The sequence below is a fragment of the Pseudomonas sp. BR20 genome, from assembly GCF_050780135.1.
Taxonomy (GTDB): domain Bacteria; phylum Pseudomonadota; class Gammaproteobacteria; order Pseudomonadales; family Pseudomonadaceae; genus Aquipseudomonas.
This window is the reverse complement of record NZ_CP172012.1, coordinates 2,782,612-2,800,067: the sequence shown is the minus strand read 5'-3', so window position 1 is coordinate 2,800,067 and position 17,456 is coordinate 2,782,612. Positions and strand designations below refer to the sequence as shown.

At 63.7% G+C, this 17,456-nt stretch carries 16 protein-coding genes; 5 read left to right on the top strand and 11 right to left on the bottom strand.

Annotation, left to right across the window (positions count from 1 at the left end; translation table 11 throughout):
• Window positions 1-50 precede the first annotated feature (50 nt).
• Window positions 51-1,448 (bottom strand): NarK family nitrate/nitrite MFS transporter, encoded by a 1,398-nt coding sequence (locus ACHPFG_RS12960; protein WP_431702871.1) that lies wholly within the window; start codon window positions 1,446-1,448, stop codon window positions 51-53.
• Window positions 1,449-1,450: 2 nt separating this feature from the next.
• Window positions 1,451-2,692 (bottom strand): MFS transporter, encoded by a 1,242-nt coding sequence (locus ACHPFG_RS12955; RefSeq protein WP_205885947.1) that lies wholly within the window; start codon window positions 2,690-2,692, stop codon window positions 1,451-1,453.
• Between the two features lie 325 nt (window positions 2,693-3,017).
• On the opposite strand from ACHPFG_RS12955, the gene ACHPFG_RS12950 reads away from it, so the two are divergent.
• The 3 genes from ACHPFG_RS12950 to ACHPFG_RS12940 all read left to right on the top strand — a co-directional run bounded on the left by ACHPFG_RS12950 (window position 3,018) and on the right by ACHPFG_RS12940 (window position 7,013).
• Window positions 3,018-4,820, top strand: a complete 1,803-nt coding sequence (locus tag ACHPFG_RS12950) for a HAMP domain-containing protein (protein WP_431702869.1) — start codon at window positions 3,018-3,020, stop codon at window positions 4,818-4,820.
• On the top strand, window positions 4,817-5,464 hold the full coding sequence (gene narL / locus ACHPFG_RS12945) for a two-component system response regulator NarL (protein WP_145338841.1): 648 nt from the start codon (window positions 4,817-4,819) through the stop codon (window positions 5,462-5,464). The genes ACHPFG_RS12950 and narL overlap by 4 nt, the downstream gene beginning before the upstream one ends.
• Before the next feature lie 868 nt (window positions 5,465-6,332).
• Entirely contained in the window at window positions 6,333-7,013 is a 681-nt protein-coding gene (locus ACHPFG_RS12940) for a Crp/Fnr family transcriptional regulator (protein WP_131699959.1), read from the top strand.
• Window positions 7,014-7,124: 111 nt separating this feature from the next.
• On the opposite strand, the gene ubiT is transcribed toward ACHPFG_RS12940, so the two are convergent.
• From ubiT to ACHPFG_RS12900, 8 genes are all read right to left on the bottom strand, one after another.
• Entirely contained in the window at window positions 7,125-7,592 is a 468-nt protein-coding gene (gene ubiT / locus ACHPFG_RS12935; protein ID WP_431702866.1) for a ubiquinone anaerobic biosynthesis accessory factor UbiT, read from the bottom strand.
• Window positions 7,586-8,476: a U32 family peptidase gene (locus tag ACHPFG_RS12930; protein WP_131699957.1), complete on the bottom strand. Its 891-nt coding sequence runs from the start codon at window positions 8,474-8,476 to the stop codon at window positions 7,586-7,588. Before ACHPFG_RS12930 ends, ubiT begins: the two co-directional genes overlap by 7 nt.
• Before the next feature lie 10 nt (window positions 8,477-8,486).
• Entirely contained in the window at window positions 8,487-9,482 is a 996-nt protein-coding gene (ubiU, locus tag ACHPFG_RS12925) for a ubiquinone anaerobic biosynthesis protein UbiU (protein ID WP_131699956.1), read from the bottom strand.
• 9 nt (window positions 9,483-9,491) lie between these two features.
• Window positions 9,492-10,724, bottom strand: coding sequence for a molybdopterin molybdotransferase MoeA (locus tag ACHPFG_RS12920; RefSeq protein ID WP_339453482.1), 1,233 nt, complete (start codon window positions 10,722-10,724; stop codon window positions 9,492-9,494).
• Window positions 10,721-11,275 (bottom strand): molybdenum cofactor biosynthesis protein B, encoded by a 555-nt coding sequence (moaB, locus tag ACHPFG_RS12915; RefSeq protein WP_339543406.1) that lies wholly within the window; start codon window positions 11,273-11,275, stop codon window positions 10,721-10,723. The genes ACHPFG_RS12920 and moaB overlap by 4 nt, the downstream gene beginning before the upstream one ends.
• Window positions 11,276-11,360: 85 nt before the next feature.
• Window positions 11,361-12,008: a pyridoxamine 5'-phosphate oxidase gene (gene pdxH, locus ACHPFG_RS12910; protein ID WP_131699953.1), complete on the bottom strand. Its 648-nt coding sequence runs from the start codon at window positions 12,006-12,008 to the stop codon at window positions 11,361-11,363.
• 655 nt (window positions 12,009-12,663) lie between these two features.
• Window positions 12,664-13,095: a hypothetical protein gene (locus ACHPFG_RS12905; protein ID WP_431702863.1), complete on the bottom strand. Its 432-nt coding sequence runs from the start codon at window positions 13,093-13,095 to the stop codon at window positions 12,664-12,666.
• 9 nt (window positions 13,096-13,104) lie between these two features.
• Window positions 13,105-14,295: an NnrS family protein gene (locus tag ACHPFG_RS12900; RefSeq protein WP_431702861.1), complete on the bottom strand. Its 1,191-nt coding sequence runs from the start codon at window positions 14,293-14,295 to the stop codon at window positions 13,105-13,107.
• Window positions 14,296-14,546: 251 nt separating this feature from the next.
• Between ACHPFG_RS12900 and ACHPFG_RS12895 the strand changes: the two genes are divergently transcribed.
• Together ACHPFG_RS12895 and ACHPFG_RS12890 are read left to right on the top strand one after the other, a co-directional pair.
• Window positions 14,547-15,230 carry a Crp/Fnr family transcriptional regulator gene (locus tag ACHPFG_RS12895; protein ID WP_431703469.1) on the top strand — a complete coding sequence of 228 codons (684 nt, stop codon included), beginning with the start codon at window positions 14,547-14,549 and terminating at the stop codon, window positions 15,228-15,230.
• Window positions 15,227-15,418, top strand: a complete 192-nt coding sequence (locus ACHPFG_RS12890) for a protein DnrP (RefSeq protein WP_090403099.1) — start codon at window positions 15,227-15,229, stop codon at window positions 15,416-15,418. Before ACHPFG_RS12895 ends, ACHPFG_RS12890 begins: the two co-directional genes overlap by 4 nt.
• Here ACHPFG_RS12890 and ACHPFG_RS12885 read toward each other — a convergent pair.
• The gene (locus ACHPFG_RS12885; RefSeq protein ID WP_431702859.1) at window positions 15,412-17,253 is read right to left on the bottom strand and encodes a nitric oxide reductase activation protein NorD; all 1,842 of its coding nucleotides are present in this window, start codon (window positions 17,251-17,253) and stop codon (window positions 15,412-15,414) included. The genes ACHPFG_RS12890 and ACHPFG_RS12885 overlap by 7 nt on opposite strands.
• Between the last annotated feature and the right edge of the window lie 203 nt (window positions 17,254-17,456).

Sequence of the window (17,456 nt, the reverse complement as noted above, 5' to 3'; positions counted from 1 at the left end):
TCCTCATCAGGCGTGCCGTGGGGTGCGTTGCCCCGCGAATTCGTGGTCGATCAGCAGGGTGTGGCGCAGCCTTTGCGGGCGTACCACCACCAGGTCACGACGATGCAGCTCAGGTAGAAACCGACAAACATGTAGAAGGCCATCGCCGGGCTGCCGGTGGCGGCCATGGACGTGCCGAAGGACTTGGGAATGAAGAACGCACCGAAGGCGCCCATAGCCGAACTGAAGCCCAGCACGGCGGCGGACTCCTTGCCGGCATCCTTGATCGCCTGCTCGCGCTCGGCGGCGGATTTACGGGCACTGGCCTTCTCGTGCTGGGTGCGGAAGATCACCGGGATCATGCGGAAGGTGGAGCCGTTGCCGACGCCGGTGGTGATGAACAGCAGCATGAACATGCCGAGGAAACCGTAGAAGCTGCCGCCCTGCCCGTTCACCGGCAAAAAGTGCAGCACGCCGAACACCATCACGATCATCAGCACGAAGTTCCACAAGGTCACCCGCGCGCCGCCCATTTTGTCCGCCAGCCAGCCGCCGAGTGGGCGCACCAGGGCACCGACCAGTGGGCCGAGGAAGGCGAATTTCAGTGCCACCACGTCGGGGAACGAGGTCTTGATCAGCAGCGGGAACGCCGCCGAAAAGCCGATGAATGAGCCGAAGGTCGCCAGGTACAACCAGCACATCAGCCAGTTGTGCTTGCGCTTGAAGATCACCGCCTGCTCGCTGAATGAAGCACGGGCGCTGGACAGGTCATTCATGCCGAACCAGGCCGCCACGGTGACGGTGAGGATAAACGGCACCCAGATAAAACCGGCGTTCTGCAGCCACAGTTGACTGCCATCCGGCAAGGTTTGCGGTTGACCGCCCACCAGGCCGAACACGCCGAACGTGATCACCAGCGGCACACAGAACTGCATCACCGACACCCCCAGGTTGCCGAGGCCGGCGTTCAGGCCCAGGGCCGTGCCTTGCTGCGACTTGGGGTAGAAGAAGCTGATGTTGGACATGCTCGAGGCGAAGTTGCCGCCGCCGAAACCGCACAGCAGCGCGATCAGTACAAACACGCTGTAGGGGGTGTTGGGGTCTTGCACCGCAAAGCCCATCCACAGCGACGGCAGCAGCAGCGACGCGGTGCTCAGGGCGGTCCAGCGGCGGCCGCCGAAGATCGGCACCATGAACGAGTAGAACACCCGCAAGGTGGCACCGGACAAGCCCGGCAACGCTGCCAGCCAGAACAGCTGGTCGGTGGTGAACGTAAAGCCGATGGCGTTCAGGCGCACGATCACCGTGCTCCACACCATCCACACGGCGAAGGCCAGCAACAGCGCAGGGATCGAGATCCACAGGTTGCGGGTCGCGGTCTTCTTGCCGCTGGCGCCCCAGAACGCAGGGTCTTCAGGGCGCCAGTCGTGGATCACCGGCCCCGAGCCGGGCTTTTGCGCGATGGACATGTTCATTCTCCTTGGAGAGGTTGGGCGGTTTTGCCCAACAGCGGTTGCTTGCGCATTTCGCCGAAGTACATCCAGGTCAGGGACACCCAGACCACGCCGTACATCAACATGAAGCAGGACGAGCGCACGCCGGTGAGGTCCACCAGGGCGCCAAACAGGATCGGCAGCACAAAGCCGCCCAGGCCACCGGCCAGGCCGACGATGCCGGACACCGCGCCCATGTTCTGTGGGTAGTCATTGGCGATGTACTTGAACACCGAGGCCTTGCCAAACGCGAAGGCGATGCCCATCACGAACAGCAGCACGGTGAACAGGGTGGCGTTGAGGCCGATGTGGAAATCCAGGGGACCGTTGACGGTCTGCACCTGCAATTGGGTCTGCGGGTAGCTGAGCAGGAACAGGCAGATCCAGCTCACCCACAGCACCCACCAGGTCACGCTCTGGGCGCCCCAGCGGTCGGACATCCAGCCGCCCACCGCACGCAGCACGCCGCCCGGCAGGGAGAAACACGCGGCCAGCAACGCGGCGCTTTGCAGGCTGAAGCCGTATTCCTGCACGTAGTACTTGGTCATCCACAGCGCCAGGGCCACATAGCCGCCGAACACAATCGAGTAGTACTGGCAGTAGCGCCACACGGCCGGGTCTTTCAGGCACAGCAACTGCTGGCGCAGGGTGGCGCCGCCGGCACTGCGGTGCGCCTTGTTCTCGCTGGTAAGGAACCAGAACAGCAGCGCGGTGATAAACAGGATCGCGCCGAACACCTTGGGCACCAGGTGCCATGTGCCGAGGGCGATCAGCGCCGGGGCCAGAAACTTGGTGACAGCGGCGCCCGCGTTGCCGGCGCCGAACACGCCCATGGCAAAGCCCTGGTTCTCTTTGTCGAACCACTTGGCGACGTAGGCGATGCCCACCGAAAACGAACCGCCGGCCAGGCCGACGAACAGGCCCAGCACCAGGAACTGCCAATAAGCAGTGGCGTAGGTGATCAGGTACAGCGGCAGCACACAGGCGAGCATCAACAGGAAGAACACGATGCGCCCGCCGAAGCGGTCAGTCAGCAGGCCCAGGGGCAAGCGCACCAGGGAACCGGTCAACACCGGCGTGGCGGCCAACAGGCCGAACTGGGTTTCGTTGAGTTGCAACAGCTCTTTGATGGGTACGCCCAACACGGCGAACATCATCCACACCATAAAGCAGACGGTGAAGGCCAGGGTGCTCATGCCCAGCACCAGGCCCTGTCTCATACGGGGTTGAGTCACGGTATGCGCTCCAGAAAGTGATTTCATGGGCGCAGGTTAGGGGCGGCACCCCCGTGGAACTTGACCCAGATCAACGTCCGCCTGGGGGGTATGGGGCTATGCTGGCCCCACATACCTCTAAGGAGGTAGTCCCAATAACAAGAGAAAGTCTTTATTTATCAATGGATTGGTCTCTTGTGCCGGTATTTTCCCGTGGGAGGGTTGGCCGGCAATTCTTTAGAGGTAGTGCGCCAGGGATTGCGGTTTTTCAGCCCTTTTCCCTTTGCAGGTGCCGCCATGCAGGCTTCCAACCCCCTTCACTCACGCCACCATGTTTAACTGGCTGCGCAGCTCCCTGCCCGCTCGCGCCGGGCTGGCGGTGATCCTGATCGCCATCCTCGCCCTCGCCAGTTCCTTGAGCGCCGGCTTGATCGCCTGGTTCAGCCAGGGCGACGCGGCCGCCATCAACACCGCCGGTTCGGTGCGCATGGAGACCTACCACCTCAGCTGGAAACTCGCCGCCGGAGCCCCCGCCGACGAGATCGACACCATCATCCAGAGCCTGCAAGGGCGCCTCGACAGCCAATCGCTCAAGGCGGTGCTCGAAGACGGCCCGCGCAGTGCCCTGCTCCAGAGCTACCAACAAATCCAGCAGCGCTGGAACGATGACCTGCACCCGGCCCTGGCTCGCGGCGACGCGGTGCTGTTCCAGGCCTGCGCGCCGGGTTTTGTCGATCAACTCAACCAGTTCGTCAGCCTGTTGCAGCAACAGAGCGAACAGAAACAAGGCTGGCAGCAGGGTATCCAGGGGCTGGCACTGTTCAGCACGCTGATCATCCTGCTGATCGGCCTGTATGAATTGCAGTACGGCGTGGTCAACCCCCTGGAAGAACTGGTGCACGCGACCCGGCGCTTTCGTGAAGGCGACTTCAAGACCCGGGTCAACCACCGCTCCGAAGACGAGTTGGGGCAACTGGCCCTGAGCTTCAACGCCATGGCCGAGACCATTGAACAATCCCACAGCACCCTGGAAAGCCAGGTGCGGCAGAAAACCCTCAACCTGCAACAAGCCAACGCCGCCCTCGAACTGCTCTACCAGAGCAGCCGCAGCCTGGCCACGCGCCTGGCGAATGCCGAGGGCCTGGATGAATTGATCCGGCGCTTCCAGAAACGCCTGCCGGGGCTGCGCCTGTCGCTGTGCCTGCAAGGGCACTTCCTCGCGCCGGCCCAGCAGATGCTCTCGCTGCATGGTGGGGATAGCCGCAACGTCTGCGCCATCGGTGATTGCGCGACGTGCCAGAAACACAAAGTGGCGCTCCCGCAGGTGTTCAGCATCAGCAACCAGGGCTCGGAACTGGGCGAACTCAAGGCCCACTTCGACGATGGCCATCCCCCCCAGGATTGGGAAAAACAACTGATCCAGGCCCTGGCCAACCTGATCGGCACCTCGCTGTCGCTCAAGCGCCAGCGTGAACAGGACCACCGCCTGCTGCTGCTCGACGAACGCACCATCATCGCCCGCGAACTGCACGACTCCCTGGCCCAGGCGCTGTCGTACATGAAGCTGCAAGTCAGCCGCATGCAAACCCTGATCCGCCGTGGCGAACCGGTGGAAACCCTGGCCACCGTCACGGCCGAACTGCGCGAGGGGCTGAACAACGCCTACCGCCAACTGCGCGAATTGCTCACCACGTTCCGCCTGCAAATCCACGATGCCGGGCTGGTGCACGAACTGCAGGACACCGCCGAGGAATTCTCGCGGCGTGGCGAATTCCAGGTGCACCTGCATGTGGACGCCCTGGCCTTCCAGCTGTCGGCCAGTGAACAGATCCACATGTTGCAAATCACCCGCGAGGCGCTGTCCAACTGCCTGCGCCATGCCCATGCGCAAAACGCCTGGCTGCAACTGCGCCAAGAGGGCGAGACCGTGAGCCTGAGCATCGAAGACGACGGCCGTGGCTTTTGCGAAGAGGTCGACAGACGTGAACACCACGGCCTGACCATCATGGACGAGCGCGCCCGCAGCCTGCACGGCCACCTCGACATCAGCCCCCGCGAGCCTCAAGGCACGCGGGTGCAACTGCGCTTTCACCCGGAATTTCTCGGGCAACCCCTACAAGGCACCCACGCATGAACACAGCCACTCGCCACCGTATCCTGCTGGTCGACGACCACCCGATGATGCGCCACGGCATGCGCCAGATGCTTGAACTGGAAGACGACCTGCACGTGGTCGGCGAAGCCGGCAACGGCCAGGAAGCCCTGGACCAGATCGACGCGCTGCAACCGGACCTGGTGCTGCTGGACAACAACATGCCGCACATGAACGGCCTCGAAACCCTGCGCCGCCTGCGGGCCATGAACTATGGCGGCAAGGTGTTGCTGTTTACCGTGTCCGACGCTGAAGACGATATTCGTGATGCGTTGCGGCTGGATGCCAATGGCTATCTGCTCAAGGACATGGAGCCGGAACTGGTAGTGACGTACATCCGTGATGCGTTGCATGGCGCGCTGGTGATCAGCCCCGGGTTGACGCGGGTGCTGGCCCAGGCGCTGCGCTCGCCACAACCGCATGCGGCGGTGGAGTTGACCGAGCGGGAACGGCAGGTGCTGAGGACGATTGCCAGCGGGTACAGCAACAAGGTGATCGGGCATAAGTTGGGGATTACCGAGGGGACGGTGAAGGTGCATGTGAAGAATTTGCTGCATAAGCTGGGGTTGCGGTCGCGGGTGGAGGCGGCGGTTTGGGCGATGGAGCATTTGCGGCAGGCGGGGTGAGGTTTTTGGGGGGATTGAGTACATATCCGTTATTTAGGTAACGGCGGCTTAGGGTTCCGCCCTTACGGCGGGTCACTTTTGGAAAAGAGCCCCAAAAGTAACCAAAAGGGCTCTTGCCCCAACACTCGGCACCTCGCCTAGGCTCGGTGTGCCCGAACGAAGGCTTGAATCCGTGGGCCGCCGTCATGGGCCATCCATGGCCCAGGACGGCTAACCCGGCGTCCTGCCGGGTTACCCACGGATTCAAGCCTGCGTTCGGCCAGCGTGTTTGACGGGGCGCCCAGGATCAAGATCAAAAGCCAGAGCAAAAGCAGAGCAGAAAGCAGAGCAGAAAGCAGAGCAAAAGCAGACCGAGGTCCATCTGATATATGGAGATCCAAATGTGGGAGGGGGCTTGCCCCCGATTGCGGTGGCTCAGTACCAAATCCACCAACTGACACTCCCTCATCGGGGGCAAGCCCCCTCCCACAATTTTCACCGAGTGCACCAGACCCAACTCCGGTCGGCTCTAAGGCCGCCGCGCTTTGGCTTTTGATCTCAAATCGCCCCGTCAAACACGCTGGCCGAACGCAGGTTTTGGAGCGTGGGCACACCGAGCCTAAGCGAGGTGCCGAGTGTTGGGGCGTGTTTGGTTACTTTTGGCGCTCTTCCAAAAGTGACCAGCTGTAAGAGCGGAACCCTAAGCAGCCGTTACCGCAGCAACGGATACGCACTCGGTCCAATCCAAAAAAATGGTCGACCCAAAGGCCGCCATCGGGGGCAAGCCCCCTCTCACATTTTTCACACAAACCCCGCAAGAGGTACCCCCACAGAGGCATATCAACCCCGCACCAAGCCCCCTACGCTACCCCATTGCGGAGGCCCAAACATGCTCACCCATCCCCACATCGTCCTGACCCTGCGTCGCCATCACCTGTTCAGCCAGCTCCCGGAAAAAACCTTCCAGGACGTCTGCACCCTGGCCAATCTCAAGCGCCTGCCCGGCCATGCGCCGTTGATGCACCAGGGCGACGCGGCTGAGCGTTTTTTCCTGCTGGTCAGCGGCCAGATCAAGTTGCATCGGGTCACGGGTGAAGGCCAGGAACACCTGGTGGAAGTCATCCAGCCCGGCCAGACCTTTGCCGAAGCGTTGCTGTTCACCCAGGCCAAGGCCTATCCGGTGAGCGCCACCGCGCTCAAAGACAGCGTGCTGGTCAGCATCGAAGGCCAGCACTACCGCCGGGCCCTGGAAGACCAGCCGAAAATTTGCCTGGCAATCCTCGCCAGCATGAGCATCCACCTGCACCAACGCCTCAAGGACATCGACACCCTGACCCTGGCCAACGCCAGCCGCCGGGTGATCAACTTCCTGTTCCAGGAGCGCGATGCGCTGAGTGGCGAGGTGGTGCTGCAAGTGCCCAAGCGCCTGGTGGCGTCGAAGCTGGGGATCCAGCCGGAGACCTTTTCAAGGATCCTGCACCGGCTGGTGGAAGGCGGGTTGATCGAGGTGCAGCGGCGCACCATTCGGATCGTGTGCGAAGAACAGTTGATGGGTTACCAGGCTGGTTGATTCAGTGCCCCCGATGGCGTCGGGTCAGTTAGCAAATAAGTGACTGACACTCCCGCATCGGGGGCAAGCCCCCTCCCACAGTTTTGACCGAGTCCGGCCCAAACAAACCGATCAAACCACCACCCCCCGCCCCGCCCGCTCCAAGTTCCGCCACAACCAAGGCGGCAACACATCCGGGTCCAAACTGTCGATCAAATTCTTCAATCCCAACCCCAACTCCGTATCCCCCTCAATCACCAACCGGCGTCGAAAGAACAACGTATCCGGATCTTCCTGCCGACTGGCGAGCAACAGAAACTCCCGCCAATTACCACTGATGCTCACCTGCGCCTCGGCCTTTTGCTCAATCCGCAACCCGTCCCGCGCCAAGGTCAGGTACCAGCACAACCCCAGGTCAGGAATACGCAAACACATCCAACGCCCACGCAGCAGGTCAAACCCACCGTCGCGCAGGGGCTCGGCCAGGCAGCGGTTGAGGGCTTGCTGCAAGGCCAGGCGCTGCACGCCAAACGGCACGCGGCGGATCAATGGCAACAACTGGTCGGCACCCTTGAGCAGCCATTGTTTACGACTCAACACAGCCCCACCTCCTCAACCCGCAACATGCCCGCCTGGCCGTGCCAGTAGCCGTTGCAGCCATCGACATACAGCGGCGGCGTGGCGCCCTGGCGCACGTGGTCGAAGGCGCGCACCACCTCGACCATGCCTTCGGCCCGGGGGCTCAGGCGCAACAGGTTCGCACCACAGGACACCAGGCCGGGGTAATCGGCCAGCAGGTTGGTAACGTCAGCCGACATGGTCTGAATGCCATTCAAGGTGAACAACGCTTGGCCTTCCTGGCTGGTCAGCGCCATGCCGTCGGGGTAGTTGATGCAGCAGAACTGGCAGTCGTCCTTGGGGCGGTTCTCTGCACGGGCGGTGAAGCAACGCGCCGAGTAGGCCAGGGGCAAATGGCCGTAGGCGAAGATTTCCACCTCGGGCAATGGCCGGCCCAATTCGCGCACCTGTTCCAGCACATCGGCGATCAGGCCCTGGGAGCATTCCACCGGCGGCACCCAGCGTTGCATGCCCGCGTCGAGCAGTTGCACCAGCGCGTGACCGTTGTAGAGGTTGAGCGCCGGGCCGCCGACAAAGGGCAGTTTGCGCTCGATCAGCATCTGCACCGCGCCCATGTCATTGGCCTCCACCAGCAACTCGCCGTTGTCACACAGGCGGCGCAGGCTCGAGAGTTCAGAGGCGGCTTCGATCAGGGTCAGGCTCGACAACACGATCTGCGCCGAGCTGTAGGTTTGCAGCTCCCGGCCCAGACCCAACCAATGATCCAGGGAGAACGCGCGGCGTTTGGCGCACACGGTTTCGCCCAGGTAAATCACGTCCAGAGGCAAGCCGGCCATGTCCGAGTAGAAGCGCCCCAGGTGTTCCTTATCCCAATAAAACAGCACCGGTCCCAGGCTGAGTTTCATCTGTGTCTCCTCACTGCCATGCACGATGGTAGGCGCCGAGTGTGGTCTGGCTGCCTTCGGATAACCCGGCCAGCACCTGGCGCCATTGGTCCTTGACCACAAAGCTGGCCGGCGCGCTGCGGTGGGCGTCGAGCGCGGCGCGCCAGACCCGGGTGACTTGTTCCACATACGCCGGGCTGCGTTGCCGGCCTTCAATCTTGACCGCTTCGACACCGATGGCGCTGAGCTCCGGCACCAGGTCGAGGGTGTCGAGGCTGGTGGGTTCTTCGAGGGCATGGAAGCGCTTGCCGCCGACCAGGAAGCGGCCCTTGCACAGGGTCGGGTAGCCGGCGGGTTCGTCGGGCGTGTAGCGGTCGATCAGCACGTCGCTCAGGCGCGCGCTCAAGCCCTCGGCATCTTCGCTCCAGCGCACCGCCTTGGCCGGCGAGCACACGCCGCACAGGTTGGGCGACTCGCCGGTGATGTAGGAGGACAGGTGGCAACGCCCCTCGGCCATGATGCACAGGCTGCCAAAACCGAACACTTCGATGGGCACCGGGCTGCTCGCCGCCACCTGTTTGACCTGGGCCAGGGACAGCACACGGGGCAATACCGCGCGGCGAATGCCGTAGCGTTCGGCATAGAACTTCAGCGCCGCCGCGTGGGTGGCCGAGCCCTGTACCGACAGGTGCAAGGCCATGTGCGGATGCTGGCGGCTGGCGTAGTCGAGCACGCCGGGGTCGGCGGCGATCAGGGCGTCCACGCCGTGGTCCGCCGCGCGGTCGACGGCGCGTTGCCAGCGTGCCCAGATCTTCGGTTGCGGGTAAGTATTGACCGCCACGTACAGCTTGCGCTGGTGCTGGCGAATAAAGGCGACGGCACCGTCGAACTGTTTGTCGTCCATGTTCAACCCGGCGAAATGCCGGGCATTGGTGTCATCGCGAAAACCGACATACACCGCATCGGCGCCTTGGCGCACGGCGGCTTTGAGCGCAGGCAGGTTGCCTGCCGGGCAGACCAGTTGCATGGGGGCTCCTCAGAGAAATTCAGCGAAAGACACAAACGGCACCGGTTCATCCTTGAGCACCTGATGCTCACGCTCGACGATCACCAGGCCATCGGCCCAACAGGCGGCGGTCAGCATCGCCGAGCTTTGCTGGGGGTGCAGCACGGCGCGCAGTTGCCCGTCCTCGCCGGGGCTCAGGCGTGCGCGCAGGTACTGGCGGCGCTTATTGGGCTTGAGCCATTCAAACGCGGCCGGCACCTGGATCGGCACCGGCAGCACCCGCTCCACACCTTGGGCACGCAGCAGGAACGGACGCACCACCACCAACGCGGTGATCAGCGCCGCCGACGGGTTACCGGGCAGGCCCAGCCACGGTTTGCCCGCCACTTCGCCAAACGCCAGGGGCTTGCCGGGCTGAATCGCCAGCCGCCAGAAGTCCACGCGGCCAAGTTCTTCGATGGCCTGTTTGAGATGGTCCTCCTCCCCCACCGACACACCCGCAGAGGTCAGCAACAGGTCGCACTCGGATGAGGCCAGGGCCAGCGCATCACGGCTGGCGGCGAGTTCATCCGCCATCACGCCGTAGTCGTGCACGTCCACACCCCAGCCTCGCAACAACGCGGCCAGGGCATAGCGGTTGCTGTTGTAGATCTGCCCCGGCACCAGCGCCTCGCCCGGATCACGCAGCTCGTTGCCGCTGCTGAGCAGGCACACCCGCAGCGGGCGATAGACTTTCAACCGAGGGATGCCGGCCGAGGCCAGCAAACCGATGTCCTGGGCGCGCAGGCGCTTGCCGACGGCAATCAGGGTCTGCCCGCGCTGCAGCTCTTCACCCTGCTTGCGCACATGCTCGCCGAGACGTACCGGCGGGCACCAGATGCGCTGGCCGTACAGGCGGCAACGCTCCTGGGGCACCACCGTGTCAGCACCAGGCGGTAGCGGCGCACCGGTAAAGATGCGCACGGCCTGCCCGGCCTGCACGCTCACCTTGCTGTGCTGCCCCGCCGCAATGCGCCCGGCGAGCATCAGGTAGCCGCCTTCGGCCGGCACGTCCTCGGCGCGCAGGGCGTAGCCGTCCATGGCGCTGTTGTCGAAACCGGGCAAATCCAGAGGTGAGAACAACTCTTCAGCGACCACTCGCCCCAGCGCCTGCTCCAGGCCAATCACCTGGGTGCTCGGCGGTGGCGGCGCCTGGGCCAGCAGCGTGGCGATGGCCTCGTCCACTGGCATCAGGTGGCCGCTGTCACACACCGAGGCACTCATGAACGCGACTCGCAGGCTTGCAGGATCTGCTCGGGCTGGGGCTTGAGGTGCGGCACGAAATTGCACGGGCCGGTGCGGCTGTCCAACTGCCCCGCCAGGATCTGGTCCCAGCCGGTGCGACACGCGCCCGGCGAGCCCGGCATGCAGCACACCAGCACGCCATTGCTGATGCCGGCCAACGCGCGGGACTGCAAGGTGGAGGTGCCGATCTCGGCCAGGGACACCTGGCGGAACAGCTCACCGAAGCCTTCGACATGTTTGTCCAGCAACGGCAGCACCGCCTGGGGCGTGTTGTCGCGGGCAGTGAAACCAGTGCCGCCGGTCATCAGCACCACTTGCACCTCAGGGTCGGCGATCCACAGCGAGACTTGCGCACGAATCTGGTAGATGTCGTCGATCACCAGGCCACGGTCGATGAGCACATGCCCGGCACTTTCGAGGCGGTCCACCAGGGTCTGGCCGGAGGTGTCGGTGTCGAGGGTACGGGTGTCACTGATGGTCAGCACGGCGATGTTCAGGGGCACGAAAGTGCGTTGTTTCAAATGGGCCATGATCAAGGCTCCAGGCGTGAAGAAAGTTGCCGTCAGCCTGCGCCGCAACGGGCGCAGGGCCTATTCCTCCAAGGAGGTATCTCGTTCAGGGGGCCAGGCGCGTGCGCTGCCACGTGCCGGCATGCAGGCGGTAGTCGAGACGGTCATGCAGACGGTCGGGCCGGCCCTGCCAGAACTCGATGCGCTGCGGTTGCAGGCGGTAGCCGCCCCAATGCTCGGGCCGCGGCGGTTGCTGCCCGGCGAAACGCTCGGTGACGTCACGCAGGCGGCTTTCCAACTCGCTGCGATGGCTAAGGGGCTGGCTTTGCGGCGAGGCCCAGGCACCCAATTGACTGGCAGCCGGGCGCGCATCGAAATAATCGTCCGACAGCTGCGCCTCCGCCCGCACCACCGGGCCTTCGATACGCACCTGACGCTCCAGCCCCGGCCAGAAAAACGTCATGGCCGCATGGGGATTGCTCGCCAACTCCTCACCCTTGGCACTCTGGTAATGCCCGAAAAAGAAAAAGCCCTCGGCACTGAAACCCTTGAGCAGCAGGATGCGGCAATGCGCATGGCCCTGGCTGTCCACGGTGGCCAGCGCCATGCTATTGGCCTCCGCCGGAGGCACCTCGGTTTTACGCGCCTGATCCAGCCACTGGCCGAACAGCACCAAGGGATCGTCCTGCACCAAGTCATCACGCAGGCCATAAAGGGTGTAGTTGCGGCGCAATTGCGCAAGAGACAGGGGCATGACGCGATCCTCCAGAAAGTTCGCCACAGTGTGGGAACTACCGCGCCGTTATCCCTTGACCACGATCAACATTCGCCCGTGGCATGACGCCGCATGTGATTGCTTGAGGTGTGGGGGCTACACAACGGATCGCGTTGCTGTTGCTGTTGCTGTTGCTGTTGCTCTGGCTTTTGATCTTGATCTCAGGCGCCCCGTCAAACACGCTGGCCGAACGCAGGCTTTGGAGCGTGGGTAACCCGGCAGGACGCCGGGTTAGCCGCGCTGGGCCAAGGATGGCCCATCGCGGCGGCCCACGCTCCAAAGCCGGAGTGAGGGCACACCGAGCCTAAGCGAGGTGCCGAGTGTTGGGGCGAAGCGTTTTTGGTTACTTTTGGCGCTCTTCCAAAAGTGACCCGCTGTAAGAGCGGAACCCTAAGTGGCCGTTACCGCAGCAACGGATATGTACTCGGTCTGATCCCAAATCCTGGTCGGCCCACAGGCCGCCATCGGGAGCAAGTCGAATCGTCGCACCGCCCCTCCCACATTTGATCTCTATACATCAGATACCTATCAGCCTGCGCTGGATCTCGCTCCATTACCGCAGCAACACCTGCGCGACCACATCCGCCTGGAGAACAACGTGTTGTTTACCAGGGCGCTCAATCCGCCTGCCTGATCAGCGCAACATCAGCTTGGCCACGATCACGATCACCACCATGTGCACCAGGATGCTGCGACGAATCCACGTCGCACGCCGCGGGCTCAAGCGCTGGTGACTCAGCAGGTACGCCAGCCACAGGTAATGGCCGATGATGCTCAGGGCCAGCAGGATTTTCAGGCTCAGCAGCGCCGCGAAATGGCTGGCCCAGGGCACCACCAACAGCCCGCGATAGTGCCAGGCCAGGCCAATGCCCGCGCCGTACAGCAACACCACCACGCCGTGCAGTACCTGGCGCGAACGCCGCGCGATGGCGTGGTCGGACGTGAACTGCGCCGACCAGGCCAATTCCTCACGGGCGCTGTGCCAAATCACCACTTCGAAAAACAGCGTGCCGATAAACGCAATCGCCGCCAGCAGATGCACGATCAACAAGGTGGAATAAAGCATGACGTCCTCCTAGCCTGGATGCCCATCGACCCGTGCCTGCCACAGCATCGGGCCATACCGCCACAGGTACAGGCCGAGCCCGACGGTCCAGCACACACCCGCCAGCCACAACGCAGCCATCGGCAACAGCAGTACCAGCACCACCCGGCACACACACGCCAGGTTCAGCAGCCCAAAGGCCAGGGTCATCCCTGCGGGCGGCTGCAACGGGCGGCCGGTATGGCCCAGGCTGACGCGGGCGATCATCGCCAGGATCAGCCCGGCCATGGCGCCGATGGTCAATGCATGCACGGCCAGGCTGGGATTGAGGGGCGCGCCGAAGTGCCACAGCGCCATGCCCAGGCAGGCCACAGCGAGCCAGGCGTACGCCAGGTGCAACGACCAGAGCAACGGCACCCGCCACAGCCCGCGATCATGCCAGCGCACCAGGCGCAATAAGTGCCCCAGTCCAAGGGCGGCGAACAGCAGGCCGATCCCTGGGTTGGCGGCCAGCGCAGGCCCGGCGGCATACAGCACGGCGACCAGCAGCGAAGCCCCGAGCAACGCCCGGTCCAGCCATGGCCAGGGTTTGACCGCCTCGACCCGGTCCAGACCGCGCTGGGTGAAAAACGGAATCACCCGCCCGCCGATCAAGCCCATCATCGCCGCCACCAGCCACAGGCCGGTGAGCACCGCCTGGCGTTGCAGGCCTGGGTCATTGCGCAGCAAGCCATACAGCGACAGCGCATCGGCCACGGTCAGCAGCGCCAGCACCAGCACGATCGGGTAGTTGCGCTTCTGGCGTACCTGCCACAGGGTCCAGCCCATCACGCCGGCCACGGCCAGGGGGAAGGTCAGTTCCAGCACCGCCAGCAGCGGCCAGTGCAGGTTGAACAGCCACCCCAGGCGCGCGGCCAGCCACACACCGGCAAGCAGCGCCAGGGCATTGCCGCTGATGCCTGGGCGGCCGGTCCAGGTCTGCACTGCCGTGAGCAGGAAGCCGGCGATGATCGCCAGGCCAAAGCCGAACAGCAGTTCATGCCGATGCCAGGCCAGCCAGCCGCCGGCGGGTTGCCAGGTGCCGAGGTGCCCGCCCAGGGCCAGCAGCCACAAGGGGATTGCCAGCGCCGCCAATACACAGGCGCCGAGGAAGAATGGCCGGAAGGCCAGGCGAAACAACGGGGTAATCGACATTGCCTTGCGCCGATCGAGCACTTGCATAACACGGTCTCCCTTCAGGACTGCGGCAATCTTGCGCCGATGGGCGTGCGTTGCCCTTGTCGTAGATCAAGTCGCTATCGGGGGCAAGGGATTACCCTCGCGCCTATATCCACACCGCACCCCGGAGCCATGATGAAAAACGCCTATGTCCCCCTCGCCTGGTTTGTGATTCTCGGCTCCATGCTGGCCGCCGCCAGCGGGCTTTCGCTGGTGCTGGTGTGAACGCACCACTGCTGTTCAAGGAACCGGGCATGGTGCTGCATCGCGTGCACCACCAGATCCTGCGCAGCCATCACCTGTTCGAACCGCTGAACGACGAAGAACTCAACGAGCTGATGGGCAACAGCCAGTTGCTGAGTATCGACAAGGGCGAGCCGCTGTTCCGCCAGGGCGAACCGGCCGATGCGTTTTACTTCGTGATTGCCGGTGCGGTGAAGATCTACCGCTTGACCCCCGACGGCCAGGAGAAGGTCTTCGAAGTGATCGGCGAGCGCCAGACCTTCGCCGAAGCCATGATGCTGATGGACACTCCCAACTACGTGGCCTGCGCCGAAGCGGTGTGCCCCACCCAGTTGTACCGTTTGTCCAACGCCACCTACATGCGCCTGCTGCACAGCAACAGCCGCCTGACCTTCGCCCTGCTCGGCAAGTTATGTGTGCGCTTGCACCAGCGGGTCAACGAGATCGAAACCCTGTCACTGAAAAACGCCACCCACCGCGTGGTGCGCTACCTGCTGACCCAACTGATGCGCCTGCACAGCACCGACGCCACGTTCGAACTGCCCATGGCCAAGCAGTTGATTGCCGGGCACCTGTCGATCCAGCCGGAGACCTTCTCGCGGATTATCCGGCGCCTGATCGATGAAAAAATCATCACCCAGGACGGACGCCAGATCGCCATTCTGGACCGGCTGCGCCTGGAGCAATTCGAGTGAAAACCTGCCTGTACTGCCAACAGCGCAATGCCGACAAGCATGAGCAGTGCACGGATTGCGGCATGGCCCTGCCCGCCTCGGACGCCGGCGTACAGGCCCTTCGCTTGCGGCGTTTCCAGTGGTTCTGCCTGAGCCTGACGCTGTTTTGCATCGCGATGTTCTTCTGGTTGCCGCGCGACTTCTACTGACCCTCGGTCAGTTGCCGGTACAGCTGGGGCAACCGCAGCGGCAACTGCTCCGGTTGACGGATCAGGGTGTAGCCATGAGCACCGAACATGTAGGGCAAGTAGTCCCCGGCCTGTTTGTCGATGGTGATGCAGAACGGAATCAGGCCCTGGCGCCGCGCCTCGACCACTGCCTGACGGGTGTCTTCAACCCCGTAGCGGCCCTCATACAGATCCAGGTCATTGGGTTTGCCATCAGTCAGTAGCAACAACAACTTGCGCCGCTGTTTGCACGCCCCCAGCAGGTGGGTGGCTTGGCGAATAGCGGCGCCCATGCGCGTGTAGTAACCCGGTTTGAGCGCCTGGATACAGCCACGCGTGCGGTCGTCATAGGCTTGCTCGAACGTCTTGAGCTGTTGCAGGCGCACCTGATGGCGGCGCAGGGACGAGAAGCCATACAGCGCAAACGCATCTCCCAACCCGGCCAGGCTTTCACCAAACAGCAACAGGCTGTCGCGGATCACGTCGATGACCTTTTGCTCGTCGTTCAAATGCGCGTCGGTGGACATCGACAGGTCCGCCAGCAGCAGGCACGCCAGGTCTCGTCGTGTGTGACGCTTTTCCTGGTACAAGCCGCGTTCGGTGCAGGCGCCGTGTTGGCGTTGCACGTGGAAATCCACCCAGGCTTGCAGGTCCAGTTCCGCGCCTTGAGGTTGCTGGCGCAGCCATTGGCGGTCGGTGCGCAGTTGCTGGAATTGACGGCGCAGGCGCTGGGCCGGGCCGAGTAATCGGGCCGGTAACGGTTGCGGTGCATCGGCACGTGGCTGCATCAGTTGCAGATTGACGAAACCAGGTTGCAGGCATTGTTGGCGGTAGTCCCACTCGGGCAGCTTGATGCCCTCGCCGAGGGGGATGTCATCGACGTCGGCGGGCGGCAGGTCCAGGTGCAGCTTCAAGCCGCCGCTCTTGCGCACGCGCTGGCGCGACAGGCTCAACTGGTCGAGGTCTTCGGCGACGCGGGCGGCGTCCGGGTCCTCACTGTCGTCGGCCCAGCGATCGAGGTCGACGTGCTCGGTCCAGCTGAACAGGTTTTCCAGGCGCACCACCAGCAGGCCGCCATCGCGACTGTGGTCATCCACACGGCTGGCACGCTTGGGCCCGCCATGCTGCTCGCCGGACGGGGTGGCGAGGTCGTCGGCGTCGTCTTCAAGGTCGACGGCCTGGGGCGTGTCCAGGTGCAATGGCGGGTAAAGCCATAAGGGCAACGGCCAGGCGGCGCGTTCGCTGCGGGGTAAATGGCGCACGCTGCCGGGCTCGCGCAGGGCCTTGCGCAGGGCTTTTTCCAGGGCGGCTTCAGCGGGGCTCAGGCTGGCGGGGTCGGGGCGCAGCGTGATATGGGCGTCCACCAGGCGCTGGTAGCTGGACAGCAGCGCCGGGTAGCGTTGCAACAGCAGCCAGGTCCAGCGTTGGTTGTCCCGCGCCCAATGGGTCATGGGGCCTGCATGGGCGGCCAACAGCGCCAGCCAGCGGTACAACTCCAGATTCAACGCGACGGTGGGGTACACCGCCAGGCTCGACGGCAGGCGCAGACGATTGCCATCGCAGGAGGCCAGGGGTGCGTGCTTGCAGGTGCCGGCGATGCGCATCAACAGGTTGCGGCGCAGCAGCAGGTCGCGTTCGCTGGCGGCTTCGAGGGCGATCCCGCTGGCACCACCCAAGGCGCGGAACAACATGGCCAGGCTGCGCTGGCGGTCGACCAGATCGACCCGCGCGTGCGGAAAATCGACACTGGCGCGGCGGGTGATAAAGCGGTGCCAGGCACTGCCGACCCACTCTTCCAATTCAAGGGTAAAGGCCATGGGATGGGCTCCAACTGTTTGATATTTGACAGGCACACTGCAGTCCAAATGTGGGAGGGACGGTGCGACGATTCGACTTGCTCCCGATGGCGGCCTCTGGGCCGACCATTTTTTTGGATTGGACCGAGTGCATATCCGTTGCTGCGGTAACGGCCACTTAGGGTTCCGCTCTTACAGCGGGTCACTTTTGGAAAAGAGCCCCA